Below are 23879 nucleotides of genomic sequence, written 5' to 3'. Positions count from 1 at the left end.
ACTGCTTGCGCCGCTGCGAGGGACAGCACGACTGGCCCATCAACATCTGCGGCCCGCGAAAGGGGAAGCGCTGAAATGGATGAACGACCCGACTGGGAACCTGTTCGCGCCCTGGAGCGCCGCGTACTTCGGGGCGGCGCACGCCTCGAACTCACAGACGATGTGCGCGCACTCCTGCTGCGCACCGCCGAAGAGGTCGCCATCCGCGACGCGGATGCAGCCCTGAGCACCGAGGCGGGGGCGTTGGCACTGCTCCGCGAGGCGGTGCGCCGTATCTCGGACGGCTCCAATCGGCTCACGGAGGCGCTTCACTGGATGTACCGCCATCAGGACGCCGGAAACTATGACGGCGCACGCAAGCTGATGCGCGACTTGCTCACCGTCGAAGTGGTTCCGCTGTACCGGGAGATTGCACAGGACCAACTGGACGACATGGCTGACAAGCCGTGACGGCCAGGGCGCGGCAGCCAGCACTGGGCCGACCCGCGAGGTCAGCACCCGGTGAGATCAACACCCACGACGGCGGGCGTGGGGGCTATTTCCAGGCCCCGTCGGGGCATTACATGAGGCGCGCTCGGGCCGGGTAGACTCCCGGCCATGGGCGCTGCTTCGAATCCGCCGGAAGGGAAGAACGCGCTCCTGCGCGGCCTTCCCTCGATTGAGCAACTCCTGCGTCGGCCGTCGCTGGAGTCGCGGCTCGCGGACCTTCCCCATGCCCGTGCAGTCGCCGCCCTGCGGCTCGCCGTGGAACGCGTGCGCGCCCGGCTGCTCGCGGGGGATGCGCGACCGTTCGAGGACGCGGACGTGGAAGCCGCGCTCGCGTCGCTCGCGAAGCCCAATCTGCGGCCCGTCATCAACGCCACGGGCGTCGTGCTCCACACCAACCTCGGCCGCGCGCCGCTCGCCCCCGAAGCCGTGGAGCGCGTCGCCGCCGTGGCCCGGGGCTATTCCAATCTCGAATACGATTTGGACGAAGGCGAGCGCGGCAGCCGCTACGCGCCCCTCGTGGGCCTCCTGCGCACGCTCACCGGGGCGGAGGACGCGCTCGTGGTCAACAACTGCGCGGGCGCCGTGCTGCTCGTCCTGGCCGCGCTCGCCTCCGGCCGCGAGTGCGTCGTGTCTCGCGGCGAGCTCGTTGAAATCGGCGGCGGCTTCCGCGTGCCGGACGTCATGCGGCAGTCCGGCGCGAAGCTGGTGGAGGTGGGCACCACCAACCGCACCCGCCGCGCGGACTACGCCAACGCACTGGGCCCGGACACCGGCCTCATCGTGAAGGTGCACCGCTCCAACTTCGCGCTCGTCGGCTTCACCGAGGAGGCGCCCCTGTCGGAGCTGACGGAGCTGGGCCGTGCGCGCGGCGTGCCCGTGTTCCAGGACCTGGGCTCCGGCGCGCTCGTGCCGCTTATCGGCCCGGGACTCACCCCGGAGCCCACGGTGGGCCACGCGGTCACCGCTGGAGCGGATGTGGTAGCGTTCTCCGGTGACAAGCTCCTGGGAGGCCCCCAGGCAGGCGTCATCGTGGGCAGGAAGGACCTGCTCCAGCGCATCAAATCCCACCCGCTCACGCGGGCGCTGCGTGTCGACAAGATGACGGTCGCGGCGTTGGAAGCGACGCTCGAGCTGTACCGGGATGGCCGCCCGGAAGCCGTGCCCACGCAAAGCCTGCTCGTCCAGGAGCCAGCAGTCTTGAGCGCTCGGGCCGGTCGGTTGTTGGGTTTGTTGACGGCGCGCGGCGTCGAAGCGCGGGTCGTGTCCGTGGATGGACAGGTGGGAGGGGGGGCCATGCCATTGGCCCGGTTGCCTTCCTACGCTTGCAGCCTCACCGTAGAAGCGCCGGAAGTATTCCTGGAACACCTGCGCGGGGGCGAGGTGCCGGTTATTGGCAGGATCGCGGATGGCGAGGTGGTTCTCGACGTCCGGTGTCTCTCTGAGGAGGACCTGGGCCTGGTCGCGCAATCCGTGGCGGCCGCCCGTTCGGGAAGCCAGCCATGATCAACAGCGCCGTGCTCGTTCTCAACCGGTACTACCAACCGGTTCACGTGACGTCGGTAAAACGGGCGTTCTCACTGCTGTATCAGGGTGTCGCGAAGGCCATCGACGAGCAGTACCGGCTGTATGAGTTCGCGGATTGGGCGGCCCTGAGCGCCACGAAGGACAGCATCACCACCATCGACCGCACCATCCGTGTCCCCCGTGTGCTCGTGCTGGGCGCGTATGACCATCTGCCGCGCGCCAAGGTGCGCTTCTCGCGCCTCAACATCTACGCGCGCGACAACGACACCTGCCAGTACTGCTCCAAGCAGCTGCCGCGCAGCGAGCTCAACCTGGATCACGTCAACCCGCGCACCCAGGGAGGGAAGACGACCTGGGAGAACGTGGTGTGCTCCTGCGTGCCCTGCAACCTGAAGAAGGGCGGCCGTACGCCAGAGCAGGCGGGGATGCGGTTGCTCAAGAAGCCCGTGCGCCCGCGCTGGACGCCGCTGTTCCGGGGCGCCATCCGCAAGGTCACCTACCGGGAGTGGCTGCCGTTCCTGCACCTCGCGGACCTGTCGTACTGGAACGTCGAACTGCTCGACGAGTGACACCGACCGGCCCCCTGGTCGCCTGCCCCCCGGCCCTGCATGCGTCGGGGTGCGGGCGCGTTGGCACGCCGGGTGTGACGCGAGAACAGGTCGTGAAATGGCGGGGTGTCGACTCGGGCAGTAGGACGGGATTTGATGCGAGCCTCCGTGAAGCCCGCCCCCCTGTCTCCTCCACCTGGCTCCGCTCCTGCCTCCCTGGCCGGAGCGTCGGCGCGTCCGTTGAGCGCCGTGGACAATGACGCAAGCCCGGCGGGCCCCACGGGCCTCGCGCGCAAGTCGCGCTCGCGGCGGATCATCGCCGTGGGTGGCGGCAAGGGCGGCATCGGCAAGTCGATGGTGTCCGCGAACCTGGGCGTCGCGCTCGCGCAGGCCGGCCACAAGGTCCTGCTGGTGGACGCGGACCTGGGCGGCGCCAACCTGCACACGTGCCTGGGCGTCGGGCCTCCGGAGTCCACGCTGTCGGACTTCCTGCGGCGCGGGAAGGCGAACCTGGAAGAGGTGATGGTGGCCACCGGCGTGCCGGGGCTGTCCCTCATCGCGGGGGCGCAGGACTCGCTGGACGCGGCCAACCTCAAGTACGCGCAGAAGCAGAAGCTGTTGCGCACGCTGCTCGCGCAGACGGCGGACTACCTCATCCTGGACCTGGGCGCGGGCACCAGCTTCAACACGCTCGACTTCTTCCTGCTCGCGGACCATGGGCTGCTGGTGGTGCTGCCGGAGCCCACGTCGGTGGAGAACGCGTACCGCTTCGTCAAGGCGGCCTTCTTCCGCAAGCTGCAGCAGGTGGAGTCGCAGTACGGCATCCAGGACCTCGTCGAAGGCGCGCTGTCCACCCGCGAGGGCGGGCTGCGCACGCTGCATGACGTCGTGGCGCAGGTGCGGCGCAAGGCCCCGTCGGACGCGGAGCGGCTGGAGCGGGAGCTGGCGTCGTTCCGCGTGCGACTCGTGGTGAACCAGGCGCGCACGGACGCGGACGCGAAGGTGGGCGCCGCGATGGTGGCCGCCTGGAAGAAGTTCTTCGGCATCGACATGGATGATCTGGGCGCACTGCGCTACGACGACGAAGCGTGGCGCGCGGTGCGCAAGCGGCGACCGGTGCTCATCGAGCGGCCCGATTCGCCCGTCTCCCTGGGGCTCCAGCGCATTGCCGCGCGCCTGCTGTCGCTCGACGGTCTATCCTCCGAGTCCGCCATCCCATGAAGCCCTTCGCGCAGCAGACCTACTATGAGCTCCTGGAGGTGCCGCCCACGGCGTCCGACGAGGACATCCGCGCGGCCCATCAACGCCTGATGGAGCTGTACTCGCCGGACTCCATCGCGGTGTACGCGCTGGGCGACCCGGATCAGGTGGATTCGCTGCGCGAGCGCATGACGGAAGCGATGGAGATGCTCACGGACGCGGAGTTGCGCGTCGAGTACGACCGCTCCATCGGGCTGCCGACGGAGCGGCTCGCGAAGGCGACCTCCGCGGCGGTGGCCCAGGACAAGACGGACTCGGCCGCCCGGGTCGCGGAGGCCCTGGCGACCGCGGCGGCAGCGCTGGCGAAGGCCGCGGGCGCCGTGGACGCCGAACGGGTGGAGGCGGAGTCCCGGCAGAAGGCCTCGACGTCCGGGAGCGAGGAAGCGGCGCCGCACGCGAGCGCGACGCCCGGAAAGAGCGAGGAGCGGATGCGGGGCGAGGAGTCGAAGCGGCAGGAGCCCTCGGGCAAGGACGCGTCGGGCGCGCCCTCCGAGACGGTGATGGTGGGAGGCATGGCGGTGGTGGACGCCTTCCGCGCTTCGTTCAACCAGAGCCTGTCGTTCGTCTACGTCCCCACGGGTCCGCTGCGAGGGCAGGGCAGGGGGAACGCCGCGTCCGCGAGCTCCGCACCCCGCGAGACCGCCGCGCCGGTGGAGGGGCACCGTCCCGCCGTGGAGGCCGTGACGCCTCCGGTCGCGAACACCCCGAACGCCGCGGTCAACGCTGCGTCCGAAGCCACCGCGGTTCCTGCCACCTCGCCGGCCGCCGCCTCGCCAGCTGCCACTTCGCCGGCCGCCATCGACACCGCCACCGTCGTCGCGTCGCCTGACCGCGCCCCGGAGACGGACAGCGCGATGCCCGCGCCGGCTCGTGAGGAGGTCCCCGCGCTCATCGCGGACGCCACCACTTCAGCGCCCGCCACTACTTCAACGCTCGCCACCACCTCGACGCCCGCCACTGCGTCGACGCTGGCAACCGCCTCAACGCCTGCCACCGCCGCACCGGTCCGCGAGGACACCCCGGCCGTCGTGGCCGCGACGGACGCGGATGCCAGCACGGTGACGCCGCCGAGCGAGCCGAGCACCGGCACGCCGCCCGAAGCCGTGGCGGCCAGCGCGTCACCCACTCCAGGCGAGCCGACCGGTGACACCGCCTCCGCGGCGCCCGTCTCCGGCGCCACCGCCCAGGGCGAGTCGGATCCGAACCCCTCCCGTGCTCCGACGCCCGCCGAAGCCCCGCCGGAGCTCCCCTCCACGGCGCTGGCCCGGCCTCCGGCGACCGGCGCCTCGAAGGCCGCCGTGCGTCCCCTCACGTCGCGCCCCATCGACTCGCGTTCCGCGGCGAACGGCCGTCCTGGCTCCGGGTCGCGGAGCCCCGCCGGCCCGAAGCTCGGAGACGCGCAGGTGCTGGCGCAGGACTCGGCCATCGCGACCGCGGAGTCGGCCCTGGCGCAGGTGGCGGCCCGGGTGCGCGACGCCCGGCCCCGGGGCGTGGAAATCCCGGCGGACGCCGAGTTCAACGGCGAACTGCTGCGCCGTGTGCGCGAGGCCCGCAGCCTGTCCATCCAACAGCTCGCCGACCGCACCCGCATCTCCGTGCGTCACCTGGAGAACGTGGAGGCGGACCGCTACACCGCGCTGCCCCCGCCGGTGTACCTGCGCGGCATCCTGATGAACCTCGCCCGCGAGCTGGGGTTGGATCCGCTGCGCGTGTCCAAGAGCTACCTGGCGCTGTTCGCCGACAAACCCCCCAAGTCGGGCCGTTGACCTGGAGGGCGGCCTGTCGTCACTCCGCGCATCAGGAAAAGTTGACTCGCACGGGGTGGGTGCCTAAGTAATGGCACGATGACGGAAGAGGAAAAGGTCAAGGCAATGCGTCTGGCCCGCGCGATTGCCTCGGATATCTCGCTCTACAACGAGCAGAAGATCATCAAGGGCATCGAGCAGGACAACCTCTTCGAGGTCCTCAAGGAGGAGCTGGAGGAGGGGCGCGCGCTCTACAAGAGCCGGGTGAGCCAGGAGATCAGCACCCAGGCGAACTTCTTCGAGCGCGCCGTCAACGACATCGTCCTGCGCTCCAAGGCGCACGTGAAGTCGAAGATCTGGTAGTCACCCGGTCCGTGGCCTCACCTGACACGCGCGAGCACCGCGCCCTCCCTGAAGCCCGGGGGGAGCGCCTGGACCAATACCTCGCCCGCGCGTTCCCGGACCTCACCCGCTCCCGCCTCCAGGGCCTCATCGCCGACGGCCACGTGCTGTGCGATGGGAAGTCCGGCAAGGTCGCGCAGCGCCTGCGCGGGGGCGAGCTCCTCACCGTCCACATCCCCGCGCCCGTCGCCGCCATTCCCCAGGCGGAAGAGCTGCCCGTGTCCGTGCTGCACGAGGACCGTGACCTGGTCGTCGTGGACAAGGCCGCCGGCATGGTCGTGCACCCCGGCGCGGGCCACGCCTCCGGCACGCTCGTCAACGCGCTCCTCCACCGCGTGAAGGACCTGTCCGGCGTGGGCGGCGAGCTGCGCCCCGGCATCGTCCACCGGCTGGACAAGGACACCACCGGCTGCCTCGTCGTCGCCAAGCACGAGCAGTCCCTCGTGGCCCTCCAGAAGGCCTTCAAGACGCGCGAGGTCCAGAAGACGTACCTCGCGCTGGTGCACGGCAGTCCCCCCGCGGAAGGGCGCATCGAGACGCTCTACGGCCGCCACCCGGTGAACCGGCAGCGCTTCACCGGCAAGGTGAAGGAAGGCAAGCCCGCCATCACCCTGTTCCGCGTGCTCGAGTCCTTCGAGGGCGCGGCCCTGGTGGAGGTGGACCTGCTCACCGGCCGCACGCATCAGATCCGCGTCCACCTGTCCGAAGCCGGCTACCCGCTGCTCTGCGACGCGCTCTACGGCGCGGGCCGCAAGGCGAAGGGCGCGGTGGCGGAGGCCCAGGAGGTCCTGGGCCGGCAGGCGCTGCACGCGTGGCGCCTGGCCTTCGAACACCCGCGCACCCACAAGCTGCTGTCGCTGGAGGCGCCCGTGCCGGAGGACCTCACGGCGGCCCTGCGCCTGCTGCGGGAAGCGGCCATCCCGGCCGGACCTCCCGCGAAGGCCAAGGCCTCGGCCAAGGCTCCGGCCAAGACGGCTAGAGGCCGGAAACGCTGAGCTGCTGCTGGCGGCGGGAGAGCACCTTGATGGGCTGGATAGCCATCACCCGCATGAAGACGGCGAGCAGCTCCGGGTCGAACTTCTGGCGCATCTCCGTCCACATCAGCATCAGCGCGACCTCCGGGCCGTACGCGTCGCGGTACGGGCGGCGTGAGGTGAGCGCGTCGTAGGCGTCGCAGATGGCGATGATCTTCGCGTACACGCCCAGGTTCGTCTTGGGGATGATCATCTGGATGTTGCCGCGCGCGTCGCGCACCGCAGTGCCGTAGTCCGTCTTGTGCTCGAACGTCGTCACCACGCGCAGCAGCGTGGAGCGGCTGAAGCCCTTCTCCATCAGGATGTTGCGCACGCTGATGAGCGGTGCCCTGGCCACCGTGACCTTCTCGTCCGCGGTGAGCGCCCCGCGCTTGGTGGACAGCTCCTCCGGCAGCGTCGTCATGCCGGCGTCGTGGAAGAGCGCGATGTAGCCCAGGTCGCGCAGCTGCGGCTTCGTGAGGCCCAGCTCCGCGCCGAACACGATGCACATCAGCGCCACGTTCACCTGGTGGTAGACGAGGTAGTCCTCCTCGCGCTTCTGCGTCGTCATCCCCAGGAAGTGCGTGCGTTGGTCGTAGGAGATGTCCACGAAGTCCTGCACGAGCCGCAGCGCCCGCGACGAACCGATGGGCTTCCCCGCCCGCACGGACTCCAGGTACTTCTGCAGGAAGAACACCGCTCTGGCGTACACGGTCATCGCGTACTTCTTGCGGTCGACCTTCTGGTCGCCCGGCGTGTCCAGGTCGTTGTTCAGCTTCTCCTTGAGCTTGGAGAACTTCGCCACGCGCATGTTGAGCAGCTTGCGCCCGGACAGCCCGTCCTCCTCGGCCGCGGCGGACTGCTCCTTGCTGAAGATCCAGACGAAGTTCTTCAGCTCCTGCACCGTGACGGGCTTCGTCAGCGTGATGCCGCCCACGTCCTTGGCGCGCATCTCCGCCAGCAGGTAGCGCTGGTTCTCGATGGAGTTCAGGTCCACCTTCACCAGCATGCCGTTGAGGTAGTACGAGTCCTTGACGCCGGACAGCTCCAGCCGGCCTTCCTTGCCGATGATCTGGTTGATGATGTCCTGGAGCTGGTGCAGCGGCTTTTCAAAAACAGCGTTCTCCGGGTCGTACATCTTCACCGAGCGCACGAGCATGTAGAGGCCCGCGAGCATGGAGCGCGACAGGCCCTGGAGCTTCTCGTTGTGCTCGCGCCCGTACTCCCCCAGGTTCTCGTCCTGGTTGTGGGTGATCTTCAGGTTGTCGGCCATGGCGTCACGTCGTCTCTTCCGGAAGCGCCGAGTCCCCGAACAGGGCCTTGCGCGTCTGATACATCGCCTTGCGGGCCGCGGTGAGGACCTCCAGCGGCTGCGTCTTGTCCTCCACCACGGTCTGCAACACCTTGTAGGACTGGATGGAGCCCGCGCCGCCCAGGCCCACGATGGCCAGCAGCTTGTCCTCCATCACCCGGCGCTTGTTGAGCAGCGACGGCTTCACCGCCAATTGCTGCTGCATCATGGACAGCGCCGCGGGCAGGTTGGTGGCCCCGATGGCCGCGTACACCGCGGCCTTCTCGTCGGACGTCTTCTTGTCCCAGCCGGGGTCGCGCACCAGCTTCACCAGGTCCGGGAAGGCCTTGTCCCGGTCGAACTCCGGCAGCAGCTTCGCAGCCAGCATGCGCACCTGGGAGACGTTGTCGGTGAGGGACTCCTGGATGATGCGCCGCGCCTCCGCCGTGCGCCCGCGCCCGATGATGTTCATCACCTCCAGCTTCACCACCAGGTTGGGGCTCTTGAGCACCTGGGAGAACATCTTGATGCGCTCCGGGTGGTTGCTCTTCTCCAGGATGGCGACCATGTCGCGCACCGTCTGCGGCCGGTCCGACATCAGGCGCGCGACGAAGGGCTCCGGCAGATCTCGCGCGAAGCCGCCCAGCACGTCGCACAGGAGCACGCGGTTCTCCGGCAGCTCGATGGTCTCCAGCACGTTGAGCAGCGGCAACACCGAGTCCACGCCCAGCGCCTGCAGGTAGCGCGACACGTCCTGGGGCTGCTTGGCGCGCGTCGTCCGGAGCGACTCGCCCACGCGGCTCAGGCGCTGCTCCTCGCCCATCTTGTGGAGGAACGACGACAGCAGCCGCGCCAGGTCGTCGCTGCTCTCGCGCTGGGAGAGCGCGCGCAGCTTGAGGACGATCTGGTTCACCGTGCCGAAGTCGTCCTGGAGCAGCAGCATGTCCAGCAGCTGCAGGAAGATCTCCTCCAGCAGCGCCGCGTCGTCCACGCCGCCTTCCACCACCTGGAACACCGCGCCCACCAGCTTCGGGAACAGGCGCGCGTTCTCTTCTTCCGTGATCTCCCTCTGCAGCCGGGCCTTCAGGTCGTCCGTCGCGTGCCGGCCGCCCACGACGAGGCCGCGGATCTGCTCCACGCCGTCCAGCTTCGCGTCCAGGTCCTCCGCGGACACGCGCGCGAAGCGCAGGAAGTCATCCGAGTTCGTCTGGAGGCGGGAGTAGAGGTAGCCCACCACCTTGTCCACCTCCACCTGGACCTCATCCTCGGAGGCGCCCTCCATGGAGAAGCCCTCCACCACCACGTACTCCACCTGCTGCATGCCCGCGCGCCACAGCTGCGCGAGCACGTCCTCCGCGCCGCGCTCCGGCTCCGACAGGGCGATGAGGGTGAGCGTGACGAGCTCCTCCAGCGGCAGCCCCGGCCGGAAGATGAGCTGGCGGATGCCGTCGCGGAAGAACTTGTAGGGGAGCGCCGACTCCTCGGAGAAGAGCGGCTCGTTGTGGAGCATGAAGTTCTGCTGCTCCACCTTCAGCGACAGCGGGCCGAACTTCTCCGTGTACGCGGAGATGGACTCCTGCGCCTTGGCGAGGAACTCCGGGAAGCGCGCCTCGTTGTGGCGGTACATGCCAATCTGCTTGATGCCCTTGAGCAGGTGGAACGCGAACGTGCGCGCAAGCTCCACCTTCTCGCGGACTTCAGGGGATTGCTCCGGCTCCGCGCTGGTCTCCGGGACTTTCTGAGGCTGGGCCATGGGGGACGTCCATCCTACTCCCGTCCAGGGCCGGCTCCCAGTCCCGGAACCGCCCGGAAACCAGGGGGTTGAAGTGACAACGGGGCAACAGTGGGCGGAGTGGCGGGGAATCCCCGGTGTGCTACGCAAGGGGCCCCGTCCCGCCCGGAGTCCCTGCCGATGAAGCGACTGCTCGTGTCCGCCCTCGTCCTGGCGTCCCTCACGGGGTGCTTCCGCATGAGCGTGCGCAGTCCGGCGCCGCGCGACGGCGCACCCGAAGGCCAGATGGGCGCGAGCTTCGTGGGGGGCCTGACGACGTCCAACGTGGCCGCGGGCGAGTGCCGGCATGGCCTGTCGCGGGTGGACGTCTACTGGCCGTGGTGGAGCCCCATCGTCTACGTCTTCACCTTCGGCATCGTGGCCCCGCTGCGCGCCGAGTACGTCTGCGCGCAGGGGCCGGAGTCCGAGGGGAGCGAGGCCGACGTGCCTCCCTCGGTCCCCGGGCTGTAGCGCCCCTCCCCGGCATCGCGGGAGGGGCCTTCACGGCGGGGGCGTCAGTGCGACGGCGGCGGGGCCTCGGCGCCGCTCTTGCCCTTGAGGGCGGCGCGGAAGAGGACTCCGGTGAGGGCGGCGAAGAACACCAGGCCCCAGACGTTGGACCAGGTGGGGTGCGCCAGCTCGCTCTCGCCCACGGCGTTGAGGAAGGCGCCCACGGCGTTCTCGTGGCCGAAGACAGCGGGCAGGTTGATGGCGCGCGTCCAGGTGCCGTCGCTGGCGATTTCGAGGAAGGCGATGAGCACGCCCGCGATGGAGCCACCTGCGATGTAGCCCGAGGACATCAGCGTGCCGGGGGAGAACTCGGACTCCGCCGCGCTGCCGCCGCGCAGCGTGTCCACGAAGTGGCGCACCATGCCGCCCACGAAGATGGGCGTGGTGCTGCTGATGGGCAGGTACACGCCCACCGCGAAGGGCAGCGAGGACACGCCGCACAGCTCCAGCATCAGCGCGATGAAGACGCCCAGCAGCACCAGGTCCCACGGCAGCCGCTGCGTGAGGATGCCGTCGATGATGAGCGCGAAGAGCTGCGCCTTGGGCGCCGAGTAGCGGGTGAGCGTCTGGCCCTCGTACTCGCTGATGCGCCCGCCGATGCCCGGGTCCACCACGTACTGGATGCTGCCCCGGTCATCCACGAGGTAGCGGCCGGCGGGCACCGGCGTGTCCGCGCCGCGCACGAAGCCTTCCTTGTAGAGGCGGTCCGGCCCCGCGGTGACGGCGCCCGCGTCCGACAGCTTCAGCGACGGGCCGTTGGCCTGCGTCAGCGTCAGGGCCGCGAGCTCCGGGGCGGGCAGGGGGCGCCAGCTGCGCAGCTCCAGCGCGCCGTCCGCGGGCACCATGTCCAGGCGCTCCGCCCACAGCGAGCGCTTGAGCTGCGCGGGCGTCACCCCGCGCTGGGTGAGCGCGTCCTGGGACACCGCCCAGCGGTACGTGTGCTGGGTGCGCGTCTCGGTGCCCATCTCCGTCACCTGCACGCCCGGGTGCGGCTCCGGGATGACCGCGGTGGCGCCCTGGTTGAGCAGCACCAGCACGAGGCCGATGAACATGGCGCTCGTGATCACGCCGACGAAGAGGGCGATCTGCTGCTTCCTGGGCGTGCCGCCCACGAGGTAGGCCGTCTTCAAATCCTGCGCGGTGGTGCCGCCGTTGGACGCCGCGATGCCCACGATGGCCGCCGTGGTGAGCGCCATGAACCGGTCCGGCGACGACGTCCAGCCGAACAGCAGGTACACGAGGCAGGTGACGAGCAGCGTGGCCACCACCATGCCGGAGATGGGGTTGGAGGAGCTGCCAATCTCACCCGTGATGCGCGCGCTCACCGTCACGAAGAAGAAGCCGAAGATGACGATGAGGATGGCGGAGATGAAGTTCACGTGCAGCGGGGGCGCCAGCCAGATGGCCAGGATGAGCAGCGCGCTGCCCACCAGCACCACCGTGATGGGCAGGTCCTGGTCCGTGCGCAGCACCGTGGGCACGGGGCCTTGCGTGCGCGACGCGCGCAGCGTCTCCACGCTGCGCTTGAAGGCGCCCACGATGGTGGGCATGGAGCGGATGAGGCTGATGAGGCCGCCCGTCGCCACCGCGCCCGCGCCGATGTAGAGCACGTACGCGTTGCGGATCTGATCCGGCGACATGTCCCGGATGAGCATCCCGTTGTGCACGAGCAGCGGCGTCTCCAGGCCGCTGCCGAAGACGGACACCATCGGGATGAGGATGAGGTAGCTGAGCACGCCGCCCGCGAAGGTGATGGACGCGACGCGCGGCCCGATGATGTAGCCGACGCCCAGCAGCTCCGGGGACACCTCCGTGGAGAGCGTCGCCGACTTCAGCCCCTTGATGGGCATGCCGATGACCTCCTTGAAGAGCTTCATCCCGGAGTAGGCGAACTTGTAGACGCCGCCAATGATGAAACCCAGGATGACCGTGCGCGCGTTGGTGCCGCCCTGCTCGCCGACGATGAGGACGTCCGCGCTCGCGGTGCCCTCCGGGTAGGTGAGCTTGCCGTGCTCCTGGACGATGAGGCCCTGGCGCAGGGGGATCATCATCAGGACGCCCAGCACGCCGCCCAGCGCCGCGGTGAGGAACGCGTGCGTGAGGCTGATGTCGTAGCCCAGGATGAGCAGCGCGGGGAGCGCCGCCGCCACGCCGAACGCGAGCGACTCACCCGCGGAGCCCGTCGTCTGGACGATGGTGTTCTCCAGGATGCTGGAGCGGCCCAGCGCCCGGAAGATGGCGATGGAGAGCACCGCCACCGGGATGGACGCGGACACCGTGAGGCCGACCTTGATGGCCAGGTACACGGACGAGGCCGCGAACACGATGCCCAGCACCGACCCGAGCACGAGGCCGCGGATCGTCAGCTCCGCGGGCGACTGCCCCGGCGATACGTAGGGTTTGTGCGCGGCCACGCCATGCAGATGGGGCTCGGCGAGGGGGACGCGATCATCAACGACCGGCGGGGAACCGTGGGACAAGCAGGGACTCCTCAGGGGGAACCAGGCGCTCTTTCTAGCAGGGTCCCCGTCGGGGCGCGAAAACAGCCGTGTCCCTGAAAACGCACGCGCCCCGCACGCCTCGTGTGAGGCGGCGGGGCGTGGCCTTCCGGCGTGCCGGCCTGCGTCAGCCCTGGGCGGCGAGGGTCTCCGGATCCACTTCGGCCATCAGCGCGGCCAGCTCGCACTTGAGCTTGTCCTTGGCGCGGATCTCCAGCTGGCGCGCGCGCTCGCGCGAGAAGCCGAAGTGCTCGCCCAGCTCCTTGAGGGTCATGGGGCGCTCGTTCATCACGCGCTGCTCGATGATGAAGCGCTCGCGCGGATCCAGGCGCATGAGCGCGGTGCGGACGCGGTTGTTGATGAGGCCCGCCTCCTCCTTGTCCGCGAACTCGTCATCCTGGGGCGCCGCGGCGCTCACCACGAAGTCCACGTGGCTGTTGCCGCCGTCCTCGCCCATGGGCGCGTCCAGCGACAAATCCCTGCCGCCCATGCGCTGCTCCATCTCGCGCACCTCGCCGGGCTTCACGTGCAGCTTGCGGGCGATCTCATCCACGTTCACCACGGCCTCGCCGCTGCCCAGCTTCTCCAGCTCGCGGCGCGTGCGCGCCAGACTGAAGAACAGCTTGCGCTGCGCCTGCGTGGTTCCAAGCTTCACCAGCGACCAGCTCTTCAGGATGTAGTTCTGGATGTACGCGCGGATCCACCACACGGCGTAGGAGATGAGCCGGATGCCCTTGTCCGGGTCGAACTTCTGCACCGCCTTCATCAGGCCGATATTCCCCTCCTGGATGAGGTCCGACATCTTGATGCCGTAGGAGCGGTACTCGTAGGAGACCTTCACCACGAAGCGCAGGTTGCTCGTCACGAGGCGGTGGCCCGCGGCCAGGTCGCCCTTGATGAACCGGCGCGCCAGCTCCTGCTCCTCCTCCACCTTCAGCAGCGAGTACTGGTTGATCTCCGACAGGTACATCGCCAGGGAGCCGGAGTTGGAGGATTGCTCGGTCGAGGCCTGCATGAATGGATTCTCCGAATTGGGCCTCCTACGTTGGGGAGGCGGATGAAAGTGCTCTGGATTCAAGTCCTACAACTTGACGTGCTTTGCCCTGAGCAACCGCGATGCCAACCGCGGTCGGATGTATTCGCGTGTGTCTCCAAGGGGTTGGCGGACGCAGGTGGGAGGGGAGTGGAGGCGGTCTGTAATGGTTACCCGACCCCCGGAGGAAATCCGCGGGACTGAGAGGGTAGAAAGTGCACGTCGCGCGGTCCCGGATGCGCGGCGCCGGAGCGCTCGCGGCTGCAAGTTCACGGAAACGCTTAATGGCCGCGCCACGCGATGGTCGAGCCATTTCCAAGTCGCCCGAGTGGCCCTGGGGAGGGCGGGCGACCGGGAGCGGAAGGCCGCTTCCTTCCGGAGGGCAATTCCTTTCCGCTCAGGAGGCGCGGGCGGTAGGGCCCGCCTGCTCGGCTGCCTTCGGGACGCGGCGTGCGGCTTCGGCTTCCAGCGCGCGGCGCAGCGTGTTCAGCAGGTGCTCGGCCTCTCCCTCGCGCAGGGCCCGGCCTCCGAAGCGGGCTTCCAGGTAGCGCCGGGTGAGGGGCACCAGCGCGAGCGCCAGCGGGTGGCCGTCGCGTGCGAAGCGCGTGGTCAAATCCTCCAGCGACTCGCCCTCGAAGCGGGGCACGCGGGCGCGGGCCAGCTGCGCGTCCACCCGGTCCAGGAAGCGCGTGGCCTCCATGCGCGGGGCGCGCTTCTGACGGCGGGCGAGGAAGCGGCCCACGCGCCAGACGACGAAGGCCACGGCCGCGGCCGTGAGCCATGCGCGCATCGGAGGCAGGCGGGAGGAGCGGGTGCTGGCCTGGGCGGGCTGGCGCGGCGGGCGGACGAGCGCGTTCGCCAGCTCGAACTGATCACGGAAGGAGTAGTCGACCACGGAGTTGCGCCAGCGCGCCTCCACCGCTTCGTACAGGGCGAGCACCTTCTCCAGCAGCGCGGAGGCCTGGCTCGTGCGGTGCGACGGCGGCGTGGCGTCCACGGTGACGAAGCCGCGCCCCGGCACCAGCACGTGCGTCCACGCGTGGGCATCCCCCGCGCGCACGATGTAGGCGCCATCCAGCCGCGCACCGCCGAAGAAACCCGTGGCCAGCCGCGCGGAGAAGCCCTGCGTGCGCAGCAGCACCGTGAGCGCGGTGGCGAAGTGCTCGCAGTGCCCCGCCTTGCGCACGAAGAGGAAGTCCGCGAGCGGATCCTCGGAGTTGCCCGCGAGTTCCAGCGTGTAGGCGTAATCGCGTTGCAAGTAGGCGATGAGCTTGCGCGCCGCGGCCAGCGGCTCCTTCTCACCCTGGAGCACCCGCGCCGCGAGCTGGGCCACACGGGGATCCAGGTGTTCGGGCAGGGCGAGGAGCTGATCCTTCTCGGGCTGCCGGAGGGCCAGGCTGCCGACCGCCTTCGCGTCCGGGGGGAGGCTGTAGGCCTCGTAGGTGTACGAAGGCGCCGTGAGGGTGAAGCGCACCTCGCTTCCGCCCTGGAGCTGGACGGTGCTGTTGCGGGTCCCGGTGGGCGTGTGGGCCAGGGCGTTGCCCAGCCGCGAAGGCGACTCGAGCGCGATGAGCGTGCGGCCTCCGTAGGCGGGCAGCAGCTCCACGCGCTGGTGCAGGAGCGTGTCGCTGGCGGGGCGCAGGGTGATCTGCCGCTCGGTCTGCAGGGCCCCGATGACGTTCGTCCACTCCTGCCCGTCGAAGGTGTCGTAGGTGCGGCCCACCCAGTAGGCGTCCAGCGCGTCGCGGCCCGGGTCGGGCGTGAGCGTGGCGCGCAACACCACGCGCGGGTTGCTCTTGATGGTGCCCGCGCCGCCCAGCCGCACCGTGTTGGAGAAGCCCGCGCTGCTGGCCGCGCCCAACCCCGGCGCCGAGCGCGGGCCCACCATGGCCCAGTTGAGGCGGGGGAAGAGGACGAAGAAGGCCACCGCGCCGGCCACCGCGAACGCCACGCCACCCGACAGCGGCCCCAGCACCGCGCGCACCGGCACGGGCTCGCCGTCCGGCACCGCCGCCTCCACCACGCCCAGCGCCAGCGACAGGCTGGCCAGCACCCCGAAGGCGATGAGGCAGAGCGCGTAAGTCATGTCGCCGGACAGCGCCGCGCCGCCGGCCACCATCAACAGCCCCGTCAGGTGCGTCTGTCCATCCGCGGCGCCGTCCGGCGCGGACAGCATCCGCTGCGCGGCGATGAGGCCCGCGAAGGAGCACGCGGCCACCACCGCGTTCATCGCGCCAGAAGTCAGCTGGAGCCCCAGCAGGACGGCCGCGACCAGCAGCAGCAGCGCGGACAGGCGCGCATGCCGCGCGACGAGCCGCACGTTGCACAGCGCCAGCACCAGCGTCAGCAGGAACACCGCCAGCGCCCACACGGGGAGCTGCCCGGACACCGCCATCGCGCCGAAGGCAGCGCCCGCCGCCAGGTCGCGCAGCACCAGCCTCAGGCGCAGGGGCCGCGTCACGCCGCCTCCCGTTCCTGGCCGTCCTTCGCGCCGGGGTCCGCGTCCTCGAAGCCCACCCATGCGAGCGCCTGGAGGATCCGCCGCTCCTGGCCCGCTCCGGCCGCCGGACGCAGCGTGTGCTCCGGCAGCTTGAGGCCGACCTCGTGGCCCGCGTCGAGGAGCTGGTGCGCCTGGGCGGCGACCTCCTCGCACCGGCGCTCCAGCGCCTCGCCCGTGAGCCCCGCGTCCAGCGCGAGCTTCCACGTGCGGCGCTCCTCGCGCTCGCGCTCCACCTTGAGCAGGCGCCCCGCCGCGGCGCTCTTGCGCCAGTGGATGCGGCGCGCATCCTCGCCCGGCGCCAGCTCCCGGAGGCCCGCCACGTCGCCGGTGCCGTCCTGGTGGCGCGGGCTGCCCGTCTCGCCCATGGGGCCGGACTCCGCCGCTCCCGGCTCACGGCAGGCGTAGCCCCGGCGCGGGTACACGAGCAGCGTGCCCTCCAGGGAGAACACCCGCGTCTTGGCGAACAGGCCCAGGGGCCACGTCGTGGTGACGCGCACGCCAGACAGGCGCACGGGGCCCCGGTGCGGCGCGGCCAGGTCCGCCCGCACGACGACCTCCGTGCCCGGGGGCAGGTGGCCCAGGCTGCCAAGGCCCGCGAGCGGCGACAGGTCCTCCGCCAGCGTCAGCGCGAAGCCGTGGCCCGCCTTGCGCGACACCGCCCAGCGATAGGGGAAGGGCTCGCGCGCGAAGGCCGCGTCGGCGCCCACCCGGCGCACCGTCAGGTCGCGCAGGCACCGCTCCGACAGCACGCCGGACACCACCACCATGCTGAGCAGCAGGCCCAGCAGCAGGTACAGCAGGTTGTTGCCGGTGTTGAGCGCGCCCAGCCCCACCCCGAACGTCACCACCAGGTAGGTGCGCCCCATCTTCGTCACCGACAGCGTGCGCGGCGGGCGGAGCCAGGCGCGCAGCCGCGCCCGGAACGGCGGACGGGCAGGGGCCTTCACCGGGGCGCCGCCACCTTGCGGGACAGCTCCTCCACCAGGTGCGCCGCCTCGTCCCGCGCGGACACGCCCTGCACGGCGCTGCGCAGGAGCACCCGGTGCGCCCAGCAGGGCACCAGCATCGCGCGCACGTCGCCGGGGGTGACGAAGTCGCGGCCCTCCCACAGGGCCTGCGCCCGGGCCGCGGACCCCAGCGCCAGCACCGCGCGGGTGGAGGCGCCGCGCTCCAGGTCGCCGTGCTCGCGCGTGGCCCGCGCCAGCCGCACGATGTACTCCGCCACCGCCGCGTCCAGCTTCACCTCCGCCGCGAAGGCGCGCAGCGACGCCAGCTCCTCCGGCCCCGTCACCGCCTCCACCGAGGCCAGCGGGGACGCCGCGCCCCGCGTGGTGAGCAGGCGGGCCTCCACGTCCGGCGCCGGGTGGCCCAGCGACAGGCGCACGAGGAAGCGATCCAACTGCGAGTCCGGCAGGGGATAGGTGCCGGAGAAGTCCACCGGGTTCTGGGTGGCCACCACCGTGAAGGGCGAGGGCAGGGGGTGCGTCTCACCGTCCAGCGACACCTGGCCCTGGGCCATGCCCTCCAGCAGCGCGGACTGGGTGCGCGGCGGGGCCCGGTTGAGCTCGTCCGCCAGCACCAGCTGCCGGAAGAGGGGACCGGGGCGGAAGGAGAAGGTGGCCGTCTGGGAGTGGAACACCTGCGCGCCCAGGATGTCGGCCGGCAGCAGGTCCGCGGTGAACTGGATGCGGGAGAAGGACAGGGCGCACGCACGCGCCAGGGCCTCCGCCAGCGTCGTCTTGCCCACCCCTGGCATGTCCTCCAGGAGCAGGTGCCCGCCGGCCACCACGCAGGTGACGACGCGCTGCACCTCGGAGGGCTTGCCCTGCACGGCGCGGCCAAGCTGGGCGGCGAGCCGCTCCATCACCGCGCGTGCGGAAACAGGGGAGGGGACGGGACCAAGGACACGGGCGGGCTGGATCATCCAGGGCGGACTCTACCCCAGGCGACCGCGAGCCGGCATGCCCTCCAGGGCTGCGCATTCCCCCCTCCCGGATGCCCGCCTGCTTGCGCGGGGGCTTCCCGGAAGGCTGCGCGTCCCCAAGGCGCTCCTGCGCCGGACTTCAGACGGAGAGGATGTCCTCGGGCGTGTAGTAGGCCCGGTGCGTCGCCGGCGAGGACAGCACGCCGAAGTAGCGGAACATCCGCTCGTGGTGCGTGGCCAGCCCGCGCATCTGCACGGCGCCTTCCTTCAGGCCGTGGGTGAGGACGCCCACCGCGCTGTCCTTGAACTCACGCAGGTGCGCGAAGTCCAGGACGACCTCGCTCTGGCCCAGGGCCTGGAGCGACGAGCGCAGCTCCTGCGCGGTGCGACCGTCCAGCGTCCCTTCCAGGCGCAGGGTGACCCGACCTGCTGCCTCCTCCCGAAGAATCTGTAGCCCCGTCATGATCCGCGCTCCCGCTGAAGTGTGCACGTGTGTGCCGTCTAGATGGTGATGGCGGCCGAGGCACGGACCGGACCACTGGGGGTGGTCCGGGTTCCCAAGGTGACCCATGGGGGTGCGCAGCCGGAGTCGAACAGTGCACCCTCACGGGCTGCTCGGTCAGTGGCAGGCGTGCAACTTCCGCCCGAGTGTTCGCGAGCGGTCTAAGCGCGTGTCACACAGCGGTCAACCCTTGCGGCCGACCGTCGGCTGCTCAGCACGCAGGCTCACGGCGCGCTCCTGCTGGGCCTTCAGCTTGCGGAATTCCTTCACGACCTTGGCGGGATAGCCGGCCATGAACTTCACCCGGTTCTCCTTCTTGGCCAGGATGCGCTTGGCCAGCCCGGGACCCGCGTTGTAGGCGACGAGCGCGCCCTCCACGGAGCCGAAGCGGCTGATGAGGTCCGCCAGGTAGGCCGTGCCCAGGTTCACGTTGGTTTCGAAATCAAACAGGTTGGTGTGACGGCCCAGCTTGTAGCCGGCCTTGTCCGCCAGGTACTTGCCCGTGTCCGGCATCACCTGCATCAGGCCCATGGCGCCCACCCCGGACACCGCGTAGTTGTTGAACGAGGACTCGCAGCGGATCAGCGCCACCACCAGCAGCGGGTCGATGTTGTTGCGCTCCGCCTCGCGAACGATGGCGACGGCCAGCCGGCGCTGCTGCCGCTCCGGGAGCCCGGAGGCGCGCACGGCCTCGGCGATGCCCATCTGTTCGGCGCGGTTGAAGTCCGCCTCGTCCTCGTACATCTGGAGCTTCGCGAGCGCCTGCTTCAGCTGCGCGTCCTTCTCCGCCAGCTGCGCCCGGAGGGCCGCCACGTCCGGCGCTTCACCCTGCGCACCCACCGGCACCTGCACCGGGAAAGCCCCCGCGACCGTCCCCACCAGCACCACCGCCATCGCCACCGCCGCCGTCCAACCCCGCATCTCGCCCTCCCCTGGCGCCCGACTGCACGCGCCCGCTGACTCGCCCACACCCTGCGACTAAGCAGGCGGCGTGCCAGCGTACGTGGCGTGCGCATGCCTCCTTGGAGATCCTTAAGAGAGGGTCTGGAACGGCCCCGCCAACGCCCGCCGCGGTCTGAAAAAATGCCCGGGGAGGGAAGTTTGTTTCCCAACCTGAGGCTGCAGAAAGCTCCGCCTGTTGCCGCGAGGCGTCCGCGTTCCTAGCTTGCGCCGGGTTCAACGTTCGAGTCGTGGGCCCTGTGTGGCGGGAGGCGTGGCGTGTACTGGACCATGGGCATCATCTTGATGGTGTTGTGGGTGATGGGATTGATCACCGGTTCGACGGAGGGCAGCTGGGTGCACCTGCTGCTGGTGTTCTCCCTCGTCGCGTTCGTGTTGGGTGTCGCGTCGCTCGGGCGCCGACGGGGGCTGGCATGAACGTGCCGGCGTTGGACATGGCGTGGCTGGAGCTGCCGCGGGACAGGGCGGGCTTCGTGCGGCGCGAGTGTCCCCGCTGCCAGCGCAACTTCAAGACGCGCCCCAGCCGTCACGACGCGGGGATGCTGCAGCGGCTGCTCGCGGGCTACTTCCCCTTCGAGAACCTGCACGAGGCGTACACGCCGGAGGAGCTGCCCGCGTGGCACTGCCTGTACTGCGGGCACCGCGCGCTGCCGGATGCGTGGCTCACGCCGGAGCAGTCCGCGCACGTGGAGCACATGGCGCGCGCGTGGGCCAACCACGTGCGCTACGAACAGCTGGCGTACGTGCAGCGCACGCTGTCGCAGAACCCGCGGCCCACCTTCGTGTCGGTGGCGCCGGAGCCGCTGCCCCGGCCGCTGCCGCCGGATGAAGAGGTGCTGCGCACGCTCCCCCTGGTCTGCTGCGGGGAAGAGGTGCAGGCGTCGTGGGACTGGCAGTCCACCCTCATCTGTCCGCGCTGCGGCGCGCACCACGGCGGCGGGCTGGGCGGCCGCCAGCAGGTGCAGCTGGAGTTCGTGCGCGAGTAGGCCGGAAGTGGACGGCCGGGCTTCGCGGAGGGCAGGCTCGCTTCCGCGATGAAGCTGGCTGCCGCCACCCCGGTCGTCTTCGCGGCCGGGGTGCTGCTGGCCGCGGGCGTCGCCCACGCCCATGAAGTGGAGATCGCGCGCGGGGCCGTGAATGGCTTCGGCGACTGGGTGGGCCTGGGGCTGCGGCACATCCTCGAGGGGGCGGATCACCTCCTCTTCCTGCTCGCGGTGCTGCTGGTGGGTGGCTCGTTCCGGCGCATGCTCGTGCTGGTGACGTCCTTCACGCTGGCGCACTCGTTGACGCTGGGGCTGACGGCGCTCGGGTGGGTGACGCTGGAGGCGCGGGGCACGCGGTGGGCCGAGGCCGCGATCGCCGCCTCCATCCTCTACATGGCGCTGGAGAACCTGCTCTTGCGCCAGCACCGGCACCGCGCGGGGCTCACCTTCCTGTTCGGCCTGGTGCACGGGCTGGGGTTCGCGGGCGCGCTGCGCGGCCACGGCCTGGGGGACGCGGTGGTGCCGGGACTCGTGGGCTTCAACCTGGGCGTGGAACTGGGACAGGCGGTGGTGATGGCCTTCCTCGTCCCGGTGCTGCGCATCGTTCAGCGGCGGCCCCTTCTGCACCAGAGGGTGATGAGGGTGTCGTCCATCGGCCTCGCGGGAATGGGGCTCTACTGGATGGTTGCTCGCGCGGTCGGTTGAATAACCCCACGTGCGTTCCTAGCTTGGGCAGATGAGGGTGGGGGAGGGACGCTGATGGGCGCGAGGCATACCCGGTTGGCCGCTGCACTGGCCGCCGCGTGGGAGGCGGAAGTGGTGTCGGCCCGTCGCATGACGGGGCTGGCGGAGCGCATGAATGACGCGCGCGTGCGAGCGCGGCTGATGGTGCTGGCCGCCTTCTGCCGGGCCCATGCGTCCCGACTGCTGGCCCGGTTGGCGGCGCTGGGGCGCGGGCCCCTGCCGGTGCCACCCGAGGAGATCGACCTGGATCCGGACACGGTGCTGGAGCTGCGCCGCGAGGGCGCCTTCGCCCGCGCGTCCGCCGCCCGCTACGAGACCACCGCGGAGATGGCCCGCCAGCACGCGGACCTGTCGTCCGCCTGGGTGTGCGAGCTCAACCGGACCGAGGAGCAGGACCGCGCCCGGGAGCTGCTCGCCCTGGCGGAAGGCGCCCTGGCGGCGGTGCACCGGGAATCCCAGGCGGGGGCGGCCACGGCCGACTCCTGATCCTCCCGAGTCTGGGGGGCCGGCGACCGGGGCCGGGCACGCGGGATGTGCTCGGTCGGTGACAGTCCTGGCGTCTTGGGCGTATGAATCCGCCCATGGCGAAGGAGAGCTACAACGACCTCATCTTCCAACTCGGCGACCTCGCCCGGGACGTCCTCCCGGGCAAGCCGAACTGCCCCCGCTCCATGGAACGCGTCTACCGCGCCGAAGAGGTGCTGGAGGCGCGCCGGGACGAACTGGCGGCGCTGGAAGCGGAGATGAACGACGAAGACGTGGCCTACCAGGACTCCCTCGCGCAGCACGAGGACGAGTGCGCGGCCCAGAAGGAGATCACCGGCCGCTTCAAGCGCGCGGTGGACGCGGTGGAGGGCAAGGTGAAGGGCCTGCGCAAGACGCTGGCCACCCGCCGCGCCGACCTGCGCTACGCCATCGCGGGCCTGAAGAAGCTGGAGGTGAAGCTGGCGGACCTGGAGATGACCACCCAGGACCCCGTCAAGCTGGACGCCGCCCGGCAGAACCTCAAGAAGAACCGCATCGCGCAGATGCGCCTGGCCCGCGAGGTGGAGGACTGGGAGGCGCAGCTGGCCGCCTCGCTCACCCCCACGCCCGGCCAGCCCGGCGCGGCCGGCATCCTGGCGCACAAGCGGCTGATCGAGCTGGAGGACGCCGCCGAGGAGCAGAAGCGCGTCCACGACGCCCGCATGGCGGAACTCGACCAGGCCATCGCCGCCAAGGAGGAGGAGACCAAGGGTGCGGAAGATTATCTGGATCAAGCGCTGTTCCTCCTCGGCGAAGAGGTGTATGCCGAGCGAATCGCGGAGGCGCAGCTCGCTTCCTTCTACCCTCGGCTGGATCGCGCGCAGTGAGGGGAACACCCGCCCGTAATGCTTGACGTAGGGTGGGTGTTTGCTATCTTGCGCCGCTTCCTGGCGGCCGCGGGCACGCGTGTAGGCCAGTTCATTGAATTCATTGGGCTTTCGGCGCCACGGGCGCTCGCTGTGAGGACGACGTGAAGGGTCTGATTGGCAAGAAGATCGGCATGACCCAGGTGTTCAACGACGAGGGCAACCTCGTTCCGGTGACGGTCATCGACGTCAACACCTGTCTGGTTGTCGGCAAGCGCACCCCGGAGAAGGATCAGTACTCCGCGGTGACCGTGGGCTTCGGCGAGATCCGCGAGAAGCTCCTGAACAAGCCGCAGCTCGGCTTCTTCAAGAAGGCCAGCGCCACCCCGCGCCGGCACCTGCGTGAGTTCCGCGTCACGGCCGAGGAGGCCGCGGCGTTCAACGTGGGCGAGGCCGTCAAGGCGGACATGTTCACCAAGGGCGAGCTCGTGGACGTCACGGGCGTCACCAAGGGCCGCGGCTTCTCCGGCGTCATGCGCCGCTGGAGCTTCAAGGGTTCGCAGACGAAGACGCACGGTACGCACGAGTATCAGCGTCACCCGGGCGCCATCGGTCAGCGTAAGACGCCCGGCCGTACCTACCCGAACAAGAAGATGCCCGGCCACTACGGCGTCGAGCGCAACACCACCCAGAACCTGACGGTGGTGGACGTGGACGTGGAGAAGGGCCTCGTGCTCGTCAAGGGCGCGGTCGCCGGCCACAACGACAGCATCGTGATCGTTCGCCCCAGCATCAAGGTGGCGATGCGCGCCGCGCACAAGGCCGCGCGCTAGTCGCACCGCAGCAGACGT

Annotated in this window: 23 protein-coding genes; 14 read left to right on the top strand and 9 right to left on the bottom strand. The window is 70.3% G+C overall.

The annotated features are described in order from the left end of the window. Positions 1-75 precede the first annotated feature (75 nt). The 7 genes from D7V97_RS04150 to D7V97_RS04120 all read left to right on the top strand — a co-directional run bounded on the left by D7V97_RS04150 (position 76) and on the right by D7V97_RS04120 (position 6963). On the top strand, positions 76-450 hold the full coding sequence (locus tag D7V97_RS04150) for a DUSAM domain-containing protein (RefSeq protein WP_120609275.1): 375 nt from the start codon (positions 76-78) through the stop codon (positions 448-450). 147 nt (positions 451-597) lie between these two features. Continuing rightward, on the top strand, positions 598-1992 hold the full coding sequence (selA, locus tag D7V97_RS04145) for an L-seryl-tRNA(Sec) selenium transferase (protein ID WP_120609274.1): 1395 nt from the start codon (positions 598-600) through the stop codon (positions 1990-1992). After that, entirely contained in the window at positions 1989-2582 is a 594-nt protein-coding gene (locus D7V97_RS04140) for an HNH endonuclease (protein ID WP_120609273.1), read from the top strand. The genes selA and D7V97_RS04140 overlap by 4 nt, the downstream gene beginning before the upstream one ends. A 135-nt stretch (positions 2583-2717) precedes the next feature. Beyond that, positions 2718-3782 carry a P-loop NTPase gene (locus tag D7V97_RS04135; protein ID WP_233582501.1) on the top strand — a complete coding sequence of 355 codons (1065 nt, stop codon included), beginning with the start codon at positions 2718-2720 and terminating at the stop codon, positions 3780-3782. Then, positions 3779-5587: a helix-turn-helix domain-containing protein gene (locus D7V97_RS04130; RefSeq protein WP_120609272.1), complete on the top strand. Its 1809-nt coding sequence runs from the start codon at positions 3779-3781 to the stop codon at positions 5585-5587. Before D7V97_RS04135 ends, D7V97_RS04130 begins: the two co-directional genes overlap by 4 nt. A gap of 78 nt (positions 5588-5665) precedes the next feature. Further along, positions 5666-5929, top strand: a complete 264-nt coding sequence (locus tag D7V97_RS04125) for a hypothetical protein (protein WP_120532975.1) — start codon at positions 5666-5668, stop codon at positions 5927-5929. 11 nt (positions 5930-5940) lie between these two features. After that, the gene (locus D7V97_RS04120) at positions 5941-6963 is read left to right on the top strand and encodes an RluA family pseudouridine synthase (protein WP_120609271.1); all 1023 of its coding nucleotides are present in this window, start codon (positions 5941-5943) and stop codon (positions 6961-6963) included. Here D7V97_RS04120 and D7V97_RS04115 read toward each other — a convergent pair. Beyond that, positions 6944-8254 carry an HD-GYP domain-containing protein gene (locus D7V97_RS04115; RefSeq protein ID WP_120609270.1) on the bottom strand — a complete coding sequence of 437 codons (1311 nt, stop codon included), beginning with the start codon at positions 8252-8254 and terminating at the stop codon, positions 6944-6946. The genes D7V97_RS04120 and D7V97_RS04115 overlap by 20 nt on opposite strands. A gap of 4 nt (positions 8255-8258) precedes the next feature. Further along, positions 8259-10025 carry a HEAT repeat domain-containing protein gene (locus D7V97_RS04110; protein WP_120609269.1) on the bottom strand — a complete coding sequence of 589 codons (1767 nt, stop codon included), beginning with the start codon at positions 10023-10025 and terminating at the stop codon, positions 8259-8261. Between the two features lie 159 nt (positions 10026-10184). Between D7V97_RS04110 and D7V97_RS04105 the strand changes: the two genes are divergently transcribed. Further along, positions 10185-10514 carry a hypothetical protein gene (locus D7V97_RS04105; RefSeq protein WP_120609268.1) on the top strand — a complete coding sequence of 110 codons (330 nt, stop codon included), beginning with the start codon at positions 10185-10187 and terminating at the stop codon, positions 10512-10514. A gap of 44 nt (positions 10515-10558) precedes the next feature. On the opposite strand, the gene D7V97_RS04100 is transcribed toward D7V97_RS04105, so the two are convergent. The 7 genes from D7V97_RS04100 to D7V97_RS04070 form a co-directional block, all read right to left on the bottom strand. Then, entirely contained in the window at positions 10559-13033 is a 2475-nt protein-coding gene (locus D7V97_RS04100) for an OPT family oligopeptide transporter (protein WP_120609267.1), read from the bottom strand. Between the two features lie 145 nt (positions 13034-13178). Next, on the bottom strand, positions 13179-14066 hold the full coding sequence (locus D7V97_RS04095) for an RNA polymerase factor sigma-32 (protein WP_120609266.1): 888 nt from the start codon (positions 14064-14066) through the stop codon (positions 13179-13181). 415 nt (positions 14067-14481) lie between these two features. Continuing rightward, positions 14482-16545 (bottom strand): DUF3488 and DUF4129 domain-containing transglutaminase family protein, encoded by a 2064-nt coding sequence (locus D7V97_RS04090; RefSeq protein WP_199728700.1) that lies wholly within the window; start codon positions 16543-16545, stop codon positions 14482-14484. After that, complete coding sequence (locus D7V97_RS04085; protein ID WP_120609285.1) at positions 16542-17450, bottom strand: DUF58 domain-containing protein; 909 nt, start codon at positions 17448-17450, stop codon at positions 16542-16544. Before D7V97_RS04085 ends, D7V97_RS04090 begins: the two co-directional genes overlap by 4 nt. Before the next feature lie 77 nt (positions 17451-17527). Further along, positions 17528-18508, bottom strand: a complete 981-nt coding sequence (locus D7V97_RS04080) for a MoxR family ATPase (RefSeq protein WP_120609264.1) — start codon at positions 18506-18508, stop codon at positions 17528-17530. A 139-nt stretch (positions 18509-18647) separates the two neighbouring features. After that, on the bottom strand, positions 18648-18971 hold the full coding sequence (locus D7V97_RS04075; protein ID WP_120609263.1) for an STAS domain-containing protein: 324 nt from the start codon (positions 18969-18971) through the stop codon (positions 18648-18650). Between the two features lie 222 nt (positions 18972-19193). Next, positions 19194-19931 (bottom strand): lytic transglycosylase domain-containing protein, encoded by a 738-nt coding sequence (locus D7V97_RS04070; RefSeq protein ID WP_120609262.1) that lies wholly within the window; start codon positions 19929-19931, stop codon positions 19194-19196. Between the two features lie 297 nt (positions 19932-20228). Between D7V97_RS04070 and D7V97_RS04065 the strand changes: the two genes are divergently transcribed. The 6 genes from D7V97_RS04065 (at position 20229) to rplC (ending at position 23861) form a co-directional block, all read left to right on the top strand. Continuing rightward, positions 20229-20387, top strand: a complete 159-nt coding sequence (locus D7V97_RS04065; RefSeq protein WP_120609261.1) for a lmo0937 family membrane protein — start codon at positions 20229-20231, stop codon at positions 20385-20387. Beyond that, positions 20384-20956 carry a hypothetical protein gene (locus tag D7V97_RS04060; protein WP_120609260.1) on the top strand — a complete coding sequence of 191 codons (573 nt, stop codon included), beginning with the start codon at positions 20384-20386 and terminating at the stop codon, positions 20954-20956. Before D7V97_RS04065 ends, D7V97_RS04060 begins: the two co-directional genes overlap by 4 nt. 48 nt (positions 20957-21004) lie before the next feature. Beyond that, entirely contained in the window at positions 21005-21658 is a 654-nt protein-coding gene (locus D7V97_RS45275) for a HupE/UreJ family protein (RefSeq protein WP_199728699.1), read from the top strand. A 54-nt stretch (positions 21659-21712) separates the two neighbouring features. Beyond that, positions 21713-22183, top strand: coding sequence for a hypothetical protein (locus D7V97_RS45270; protein ID WP_199728698.1), 471 nt, complete (start codon positions 21713-21715; stop codon positions 22181-22183). A gap of 95 nt (positions 22184-22278) precedes the next feature. After that, complete coding sequence (locus D7V97_RS04050) at positions 22279-23049, top strand: hypothetical protein (RefSeq protein ID WP_120609259.1); 771 nt, start codon at positions 22279-22281, stop codon at positions 23047-23049. 143 nt (positions 23050-23192) lie between these two features. Next, positions 23193-23861 (top strand): 50S ribosomal protein L3, encoded by a 669-nt coding sequence (gene rplC / locus D7V97_RS04045; protein ID WP_120609258.1) that lies wholly within the window; start codon positions 23193-23195, stop codon positions 23859-23861. The last annotated feature ends 18 nt before the right edge of the window (positions 23862-23879 follow it).

The organism is Corallococcus sp. CA053C (assembly GCF_003611675.1).
Classification (GTDB): domain Bacteria; phylum Myxococcota; class Myxococcia; order Myxococcales; family Myxococcaceae; genus Corallococcus.
Note: the sequence above shows the minus strand (reverse complement) of the source record. Positions and strands in the feature narration are given on the sequence as shown.